This window comes from Micromonospora tarensis (assembly GCF_016803395.1).
In the GTDB taxonomy this organism is placed as follows: domain Bacteria; phylum Actinomycetota; class Actinomycetes; order Mycobacteriales; family Micromonosporaceae; genus Micromonospora; species Micromonospora tarensis.
In genome coordinates this window covers 1-2053 of sequence record NZ_JAEVHL010000461.1, presented here as the reverse complement: position 1 = coordinate 2053, position 2053 = coordinate 1, and the positions used below count along the sequence as shown (strand labels likewise).

1 protein-coding gene and 1 pseudogene are annotated in these 2053 nt (G+C 72.6%); both read left to right on the top strand.

All coding sequences use genetic code 11. The annotated features are described in order from the left end of the window. Nucleotides 1–1763: peptidoglycan D,D-transpeptidase FtsI family protein (locus tag JM949_RS35510; protein WP_238434465.1), on the top strand; the 1763-nt coding region annotated here is incomplete at its 5' end. Nucleotides 1764–1815: 52 nt separating this feature from the next. Next, nucleotides 1816–2053, top strand: a pseudogene (locus JM949_RS35505) (UDP-N-acetylmuramoyl-L-alanyl-D-glutamate--2,6-diaminopimelate ligase); the annotation flags it as partial.

Below are 2053 nucleotides of genomic sequence, written 5' to 3'. Positions count from 1 at the left end.
CGTCCCGCAAACCACCGCGCCCGCCGAAGCTGGCCGACTCGCGGCTGCGGCTGCGGCTGGGCACCGCGCTCGCCCTGACGCTCTTCGCCGCCATCGGGATCCGGCTGATCTTCCTCCAGGCGGTGGACGCCCCGGCGTACGCCGGGGGTGGCGTCGCCGACCGCACCCGCACTGTGGAGCTGCCCGCGCCGCGCGGCGCGATCTACGACAGCACCGGCGCGCCACTGGCCCGCAGTGTCGAGGCGCGATACGTGTACGCCGACCCGACCGAGGTCAAGGACCCACCCGCCACCGCGAAGGCGCTCTCCCCGCTGCTCGGCATCCCGGCGTCGAAGCTGGTCGAGCTGATGAAGCCGCGCCGGCTGGAGAACGGCGTCGCGTCGACGTTCTCCTACCTGGCCCGGGGTGTGGAGATCCCCACCGCCAAGCGGGTGCAGGCGCTGGAGCTGCCCGGCATCGGGGTGCACCGCGACGAGCGCCGCGAGGTGCCCGGCGGTGACCTGGCGGCCAACCTGATCGGCTTCACCAGCCAGGACATGGCCGGGCTGGAGGGGTTGGAGGCCCGCTACGACGACGTGCTCGCCGGTCAGGACGGCAAGCGGGTGTACGAGGCCGGCCTCGGTGACCTCGCGGCGCCGATCCCGGGCGGCTACAGCCGGACGACCCCCGCCAAGCCGGGCAGCTCGCTGGCCCTCACCATCGTCCGTGACCTGCAGTTCCGCACCCAGCAGATCCTCAGCGCGGGCATGGCCCAGGCGCCCGGTGGCACCGGCGCGGCCGTCATCATGGAGATTCCCTCCGGCGCGGTGCTGGCCCAGGCCAGTCACCCCACCTACGACGCGGCGAAGCCGACGCCGAGCGACCCGGTCGCCCGGGAGGACGCGGCGACCAGCTTCGTGATCGACCCCGGCTCGGTGCACAAGGCGATCACCTACGGCGCGGCGCTGCAGGAGGGGGTGATCACGCCGGACACCACGTTCCCCGTCGCCAACGCGATCAAGAAGGGTGACACCTGGTTCCCCGACACCCACCCGGCCAACGGCAGGAAGATGAGCGTGCCGGGCATGCTCGCCTACTCGTCGAACGTCGGCGCCATCACCGTCGCCGACCGACTCGGCCCGGAGCGGCTGATCGACTACCAGAAGCGGTTCGGGCTGGGCAAGCCGACCGGTGAGGGAATGCCGGGGGAGGCCAGCGGACGGTTGCTGCCGGTCGACGAGTGGAGTGAGTCGTCGGCCGGGTCGGTGCCGATCGGGCACAGCGTCGACGCCACGCCGTTGCAGATGGCCGCCGCCTACGCCGCCATCGCCAACAACGGCACGTACGTGCAGCCGCACCTGGTCAAGGAGGTGATCGGCCCGGACGGTAAGCGCACCCCCACGCCGGCTCCGACGACCCGGTCCGTGCTCAGCCCGCAGAACGCGGCGGCGCTGCGCACCATGCTGGAGGCGGTCACCACGGTCGAGAACGCCACCGGCCTGACCGCGGCGGTCCCCGGCTACCGGGTCGCCGGCAAGACCGGCACCGGGTGGCGGCTGGTCAACGGCAAGAAACAACCAGGCGAGGTGTCCTCCTTCATCGGCATGGCACCCGCCGAGAACCCCCGGTACGTGATCGCGGTCTTCGCGTACGCGCCCAGTGGTGGGGGCGCGGCGATCGCCGGGCCGGCGTTCCGGGACATGATGCAGTTCACCCTGCGTCACTACCGGGTGCCGCCGTCCACCGGCGGTTCCGCGCCCAAGTTCACCGTCTATCCGCGCTGAGCAGCGACGGCGGGACATCATCGGTGAGTGCCGACGAACCACCGGGGCGGCTGTGCGGCCGGAACCGGACGACCGGGTAGGGTCTGACGCCGTGCCCGGCAATCCACGTCCACGTACCGTGACCGGAGTTCGGCTCGGTGATCTCGCCGCCCGGCTCGCCGTCGACCTTCCGGTCGACGCCGCCGCGGTGATCGTCACCGGGGCCACCCACGCCAGCCAGGAGGTTCGCCCCGGCGACCTGTACGCGGCGCTGCCCGGTGCCCGTCGGCAGGCGCGGAGTTCGCCGCCGG